Source organism: Flavobacterium sp. 38-13 (assembly GCF_001899155.1).
In the GTDB taxonomy this organism is placed as follows: domain Bacteria; phylum Bacteroidota; class Bacteroidia; order Flavobacteriales; family Flavobacteriaceae; genus Flavobacterium; species Flavobacterium lindanitolerans.
The window spans coordinates 286,786-293,194 of sequence record NZ_MKVG01000012.1 but is presented as its reverse complement, the minus strand read 5'-3'; the positions used below and the strand labels follow the sequence as shown (position 1 = coordinate 293,194).

The following is a 6,409-nucleotide window of genomic DNA, read 5'->3' as shown; positions in this document are numbered from 1 at the left end:
AACGGCGCCTTACACCACAAGCCTCGATTCCAACAACCCGGCCGACTTTACCTCGGCACTGGCCTACTCCAACCTGAACGGAGGGCAGACCTACACCGTATACGTGAAAGATGCCAACGGTTGCGAGATTGCGCCCCAGACATTCACGATAAACAGAGGTGTAGATATCCGACCAACAGCAACGGTAGTACCAAACTGTACCAATAACGTACCAGGAAACACGGTTACCATTAACGTAAACCCTGCAGTAGCCTCACAGGTTCAGTACTCACTGGACGGAATCAACTATGTGGCTTCCAACACGTTTACTAATGTGGCTCCCGGAAGCCATACCGCTTACGTACAACACACCAATGGCTGTACCAAAACGGTTCCTTTTACCATCAATACGCTAATACCGGTTACGGCTAATGCCAATGTAACGGCCAACGTATTGTGCTTTGGCCAGTCAACAGGAAGCATACAGGTAACAGCCACAGGAGGAACGGGTGTATATCAATATGCGATTTCACCTGCTTATAATTACTCTTCTTCCAATACATTCATCAATCTTGCTGCCGGAACTTATTCCGTTAAAGTAAAAGACCAGAATGGCTGTGAAATCACGCTTACAAATATTACGGTAACCCAACCTGCGGCAGCGCTTACAGCAGTCGTAAACGGAACTCCTGAAACTTGTGACGGATTAGATGATGGTACTATAACAATTATACCTTCTGGAGGAACAGCACCTTATTATACAAGCCTTAACTCAAACAATCCTGCCAACTTTACGACTACACTGACTTACACCGGCTTGATTGGAGGAAGGCAGTATACAGTATTTGTAAAAGATGCCAATGGATGTCAGATTACTCCGGCAGTTTTCCGTGTAAACGATGGCTTAAATCTGCAACCTACTGCGGTCGTAACTACGAATTGCAACGGTAATACACCAGGAAATACGGTAACAGTTTCTGTAAATCCGGCGGTTGTAGATGGCGTACAGTATTCCTTGGATGGAGTTAATTATGTAAGCTCAAATGTATTCAACAACCTGCCGGTTGGTACGCATACTATTTATGTCAGACATACAAACGGCTGTACTAAAACGACAACGGTTAGGATAAATCCGGTGACACCAATTACAGCTAGCGCAACAGCTGTCAATGCAACATGTAACGGCTTGTCAAACGGACGAATCACTGTAACGGCTTCCGGAGGAACAGGACCATTGCAATATGGAATTTCTCCTGATTTCAACCTTACTTCAAGCAATGTATTCCAGAATCTTGCAGCAGGAAACTATATTGTTAGGGCTGTCGATTCTAAAGGATGTTACAAAGAGGTAACTATTGCCGTAACAGAACCTAATGCATTACAGGCAACCGTAGTAGATGTACTTCAGGAAATTTGCGTAGACGATGATAATGGAGCTATTGAAATTGCGGTCACCGGAGGAACAGCTCCTTATTCAACAAGTCTTTCAGAAAATGGTACTTATGTTCGAAATGAATTCTTATACGAGAATCTGAACGGAGGACAGACCTATACCATTTATGTAAAAGATTCAAGAGGCTGTACTACTTCTGTACAGGTAACCCTGGACGCTCCTGTTGATATTGATGCAAGAGAAAATATAGTTTACAACTGTAACGGAAATACAGTTACAATATCAGTAAGTCCGGGTGTAGCCAATAACGTAACCTACTCCTTAGATGGCGGCACACCCCAAACAGGAAATATATTTACAGACCTTACCAACGGACGCCATACGGTTGAAGTCCTTCATGCTTCTGCTTGTACAGATACGGTTTCATTCTTCATCAGCAATGCCGTACCTGTGACTGTTACTCTTGCAGAAACCGGACTTAACAAAATTACCGCAACCGCTTTCGGAGGAACAGGAAATTATACTTACACTTTCAACGGCTATGATAACGGAAGAAACAACGTATATGTTTTCTATCAATCCGGCACTTATGAAGTTATAGTAACCGACAGTAACGGATGTGAAGCACGGGCTACAATCAACGTAGTCTTTGTCGACATCACGATTCCAAACGTAACGACCCCTAATGAGGACGGTGACAATGACACCTGGTCGCCTGGCAATACGCAAAACTATCCTAACATTACCACAGACATTTTTGACAGGTATGGAAGGAAACTTGCAACATTGAGACAAGGACAATCATGGGACGGAAAATACAATGGTACCGAAATGCCTTCAGGAGATTACTGGTACATCATCAAACTTGGAAATCCGAATGATAACCGGGAATTTGTCGGAAACTTCACTATTTACAGATAAATGAGAAGAGCCGTTCCTATCGGAAATGGGTAGGAACGGTTTTAATTAAAGTGCCCCAAAAACAAGATATAAAATGAAAAAAATATACCACTTTCTGTTGATTTTCTTGACGATACATACAGTACATTCTCAAGAACTGTCGATACCAACCTTCACCCAATACCTGGCAGATAACCCATTTGTTATTTCGCCATCTTATGCAGGGATAGGTGACAATGTGAAAATCCGAATGAATGGCCTCACACAATGGGTCGGAATCAAGGATGCCCCGGATATGCAATCGTTAGCCGCAGATATGAGGATTTCAGACAACTCCGGAATCGGGCTGTTTCTTTACAATGACAAAAACGGAAATACACGGCAGTATGGAGGCAAGTTTTCTTTTGCCCATCACCTTATCCTGGATAAATATTACGACCAGTTCCTGTCTTTCGGGATTTCATACAACCTGAACCAGTTCCGACTTGAAATCGAAAATTTCAATGTCCCGGATATGGGTGTAAAAGACGACCGGGCTCTCATCAACCATAACTTTGATGTATCCGTATTGTATCGTATTCAGGATTTTTATTTCAGCTTCAACGCCAGCAATATTCTAAATAAAAACCTGGACAAGTTCAACATCAACGAACCTGGAAAACTCCGAAATTATCAGTTTTATACCGGTTATATTTTTAGAGAAAACCGAAATAGTGCTTTCGAAGTAGAGCCTTCAGCTTATGTACAATATTTTGAAAGTGACGGACGTTCCTCAACAGACCTGAATGTAAAGTTACGCTGGAAAGATAATAATGACGATTATTACTGGGCCGGATTAAGCTACCGCTTCCTGAACGACCAATTGATGGAACCCATTAACATCGGACCAATGGCAGGATTAAAAAAATCCAACTTTTATTTTGCTTATTCCTACCAGCTCACTACCAACGAGCTGATGGCATATAACAGCGGGACGCATATGATTACGCTTGGTCTTGATATTTTCCAGGGAGTCAGCAATTGTCCTTGTACTTTTTAAGGAATATATAACATCTTGAAGAACGCGGGTCAATTGACCCGCGTTTCTTTTTTAACTAATTTAGCTGTTCTCTTACCGCGCTTAACCGCCCTATTATCCTCTTATACTAGCCTTCAAAAACTAGCGCCACAAATAGTTTTTAGAATGGACATATTCACAAAAGAGAAGCGAAGCAAAATCATGCGCGCCATCAAAAGCAAGGATACCAAAGAAGAACGGCTTTTGGCGAAAGCGCTATGGCGTCGCGGACACCGATACAGAAAACATGACCGCACTGTTTTTGGAACCCCTGACCTTTCTTTTAAAAAATACAGAATTGCCATTTTTGTAGACGGCGAATTTTTCCATGGCAAAGATTGGGAAAGTATACAGCAACGACTCGACACCAATAAAGAATTCTGGCTTGCCAAAATTGAAAGAAACAGAAACCGTGACAAAATCGTCAATGAATATCTCGCTTCAAAAGGATGGCTGGTACTTCGATTCTGGAGTAAAGACGTAAAACGAAAACTATACACCACCGTTAGGACTATCGAAAAAGAAATCGAAAATGTCCATAAAAAAATATACTTTCAGGACACTCCACACCAATAAAGACTTCGAGCAATTTCTTATCTTTAAAAAAAATTACACATGAAAAAAACAGTACTTCTCCTTTTTCTCATTGCTACAGCAACAGTCTATGGACAAAAGAAAAATGCAGACACGGTAGAAAAAGAAAAAATCACAAAACTTTTGGATGAATGGCATGCCGCTGCTGGTCGTGCTGACTTTAATGCCTATTTCGGAAAACTGACCGAAAACTCCATTTTTATAGGAACCGATGCCACCGAAAATTGGAATAAAAAAGAATTTGAGGCTTTTGCCAAACCTTATTTTGATAAAGGAAAAGCATGGGACTTTAAAGTTCTGGAAAGAAATATTTTTTTGAATAATGACGGAAAGCTGGCCTGGTTTGACGAACTTCTAGATACTCAAATGAAAATATGCAGAGGTTCAGGTGTTCTGGAAAAAATAAATGGCAAATGGATGATTCGACACTATGTCCTGTCTGCAACTGTGCCCAACGATGTTATAGATGAAGTCATCAAGGTTAAAACACCAATTGAAGACAAGCTGATTGAAACGCTAAAGAAGAAATAACGACAAATAAAAAAACCCGTTGAATTCAACGGGTTTTTTTTATTGCTTAAACATTTTCTGATAAATGTTCCAACATATCTTTTGTCATGCTTTCCAAATCAAATTCATGTTTCCAGCCCCAATCTTTTCTCGCATAAGAATCATCAATACTGGAAGGCCAGCTGTCGGCAATCTTTTGTCTGAAATCAGGTTCATACGAAATCGAAAAATCAAGGATATGCTTTTTTATTTCGGCTGCAATTTCTTTTGGTGTAAAACTGATTCCTGCCAGATTATAAGAAGAACGAATCTTAATGTTTTCTTTCGGCGCATCCATGATACTGATGGTAGCACGAATCGCATCATCCATATACATCATTGGCAATTCCGTATTTTCAGATAAAAAACATTCGTATTTTCCATCACTTAACGCCTTGTAATAAATATCAACAGCATAATCTGTTGTACCACCACCCGGAGGTGTTGACCAGCTGATTAATCCCGGATAACGGATGCTTCGAACATCTACTCCAAAAATGTTATGATAATATTCGCACCATCTTTCGCCAGACTGCTTGCTGATGCCATAAACGGTAGAAGGTTCCATAACCGTATATTGAGGTGTATTGTCTTTTGGAGTTGTAGGCCCAAAAACCGCAATACTCGACGGCCAGAATATCTTTTTAATTTTTCCGGCTTTTGCCAAATTCAAAACGTGAAAAAGAGAATTCATATTAAGGTCCCAGGCAAAAGCGGGATTTTTTTCTGCAGTGGCAGAAAGTAATGCAGCCATCAGATAAACATCTTCGATCTGGTATTTCTCAATTACGGTTTCTACCTGGTTAAAGTCCAAGGCATTGACCACTTCAAAGGGACCGGAATTTACAAACTCCGGACTTCCTTTTCGCACATCCGATGCGATTACGGCGTCCTTGCCATACTGGCTTCGAAGCTTTTTTGTCAATTCAGTTCCAATTTGGCCACAAGCCCCAATAATTAAGATTTTTGCATGCATCTCACTTGTTTTTTGTGGCACAAATATAACGATTTCGCAAAACAAATTTTGTTTAGCTTCGTTTGATTTCAGAGTCAAATCTAAAAGATTTGTGATTACTGTTTAGCAAAAATCAGGATTTCATAATTTAGCACACCTAATTACCTCATTCACTACCAATTATTCATTTGTGTAAAACTGAAATTTTAGTGAAGTTTTATGAATATGACCTGATAGGCGCTCTTTTTCTTATACAATTGTTTGCTAACTTTGCATTTCAAAATTATTCTGATGAAAATCTATTCCTATATCCTGTTGGTTCTGTTTTGCTTTTTGGTTTCCTGCAAAGATGACGAAGCAGCCAGACTGCAAGCCAATGCAAAAGACACCAAGAAAAACGAGCAAATTTTTGCCTCTATTGACAAAGCATGGAATTTTAATCCGCAGCCAATGAATCCTACGGTTGTAAATATGATTCAAAATTGGAGCGAATGGCGATTGTTTATGACAGAACTACAGCAAAAACCGAAAAGTTCCATTGGTGCTTTCCAGCAAAAAGCAAGAACCTTGTCTCAAAAAGCAATGAATCTGAACAATAATATACCGGCCGCTTTTGACAAACCTGAAATCAAGAGCCGTATAATGACACTAATTACCAAAGTACGTTCACTCGATTTGTTTATAAATCTAAACCAGATACAGGAGCAGAAAGTCATAAAGCTAATCCCGGAAATCAATGAAGAATTGGCTTCACTTCAATCCCAAATGGATGAAATTGTCAGAAAAAGTCAAATCCGTCTGGAAGAAGGTGAAGCAGAAATGCTTCGTTCATTGGCCAAAGATTCATTACAAAAACCACAATATGAACCTGGAAACCTTCCAAAACCAAGCAATTTTACACAACAAGGAGGCATTGTTCCAACCTTAAACCCAAAACAAAAAAGTCAATAATATAATTTGAAACCACATATTCTAAAAACAT

General features: G+C 40.0%; 6 protein-coding genes. 5 read left to right on the top strand and 1 reads right to left on the bottom strand.

What is annotated here, in order from left to right; all coding sequences use genetic code 11:
* The 4 genes from BGO88_RS08060 to BGO88_RS08045 form a co-directional block, all read left to right on the top strand.
* A partial coding sequence (locus tag BGO88_RS08060) for a T9SS type B sorting domain-containing protein (RefSeq protein WP_286706543.1) occupies nucleotides 1-2,293 on the top strand: 2,293 nt, incomplete at its 5' end.
* Between the two features lie 73 nt (nucleotides 2,294-2,366).
* On the top strand, nucleotides 2,367-3,311 hold the full coding sequence (locus BGO88_RS08055) for a PorP/SprF family type IX secretion system membrane protein (RefSeq protein WP_277013077.1): 945 nt from the start codon (nucleotides 2,367-2,369) through the stop codon (nucleotides 3,309-3,311).
* 144 nt (nucleotides 3,312-3,455) lie between these two features.
* A complete protein-coding gene (locus BGO88_RS08050; RefSeq protein ID WP_286706542.1) occupies nucleotides 3,456-3,905 on the top strand; it encodes a very short patch repair endonuclease in 450 nt (149 codons plus the stop codon).
* Nucleotides 3,906-3,944: 39 nt separating this feature from the next.
* Entirely contained in the window at nucleotides 3,945-4,454 is a 510-nt protein-coding gene (locus BGO88_RS08045) for a nuclear transport factor 2 family protein (RefSeq protein WP_286706541.1), read from the top strand.
* 46 nt (nucleotides 4,455-4,500) lie between these two features.
* Here the strand turns inward: BGO88_RS08045 and BGO88_RS08040 are convergent, their stop codons facing one another.
* Entirely contained in the window at nucleotides 4,501-5,448 is a 948-nt protein-coding gene (locus BGO88_RS08040) for an L-threonine 3-dehydrogenase (RefSeq protein ID WP_286706540.1), read from the bottom strand.
* Between the two features lie 270 nt (nucleotides 5,449-5,718).
* Between BGO88_RS08040 and BGO88_RS08035 the strand changes: the two genes are divergently transcribed.
* On the top strand, nucleotides 5,719-6,378 hold the full coding sequence (locus tag BGO88_RS08035) for a hypothetical protein (RefSeq protein ID WP_286706539.1): 660 nt from the start codon (nucleotides 5,719-5,721) through the stop codon (nucleotides 6,376-6,378).
* Nucleotides 6,379-6,409: the final 31 nt, after the last annotated feature.

Excerpts from the sequence above, each read along its gene's own strand:
- BGO88_RS08055 (WP_277013077.1), top strand. The coding sequence starts at position 2,367 with ATGAAAAAAATATACCACTTTCTGTTGATTTTCTTGACGATACATACA.
- BGO88_RS08050 (WP_286706542.1), top strand. The coding sequence starts at position 3,456 with ATGGACATATTCACAAAAGAGAAGCGAAGCAAAATCATGCGCGCCATC.
- BGO88_RS08045 (WP_286706541.1), top strand. The coding sequence starts at position 3,945 with ATGAAAAAAACAGTACTTCTCCTTTTTCTCATTGCTACAGCAACAGTC.
- BGO88_RS08040 (WP_286706540.1), bottom strand. The coding sequence starts at position 5,448 with ATGCATGCAAAAATCTTAATTATTGGGGCTTGTGGCCAAATTGGAACT.
- BGO88_RS08035 (WP_286706539.1), top strand. The coding sequence starts at position 5,719 with ATGAAAATCTATTCCTATATCCTGTTGGTTCTGTTTTGCTTTTTGGTT.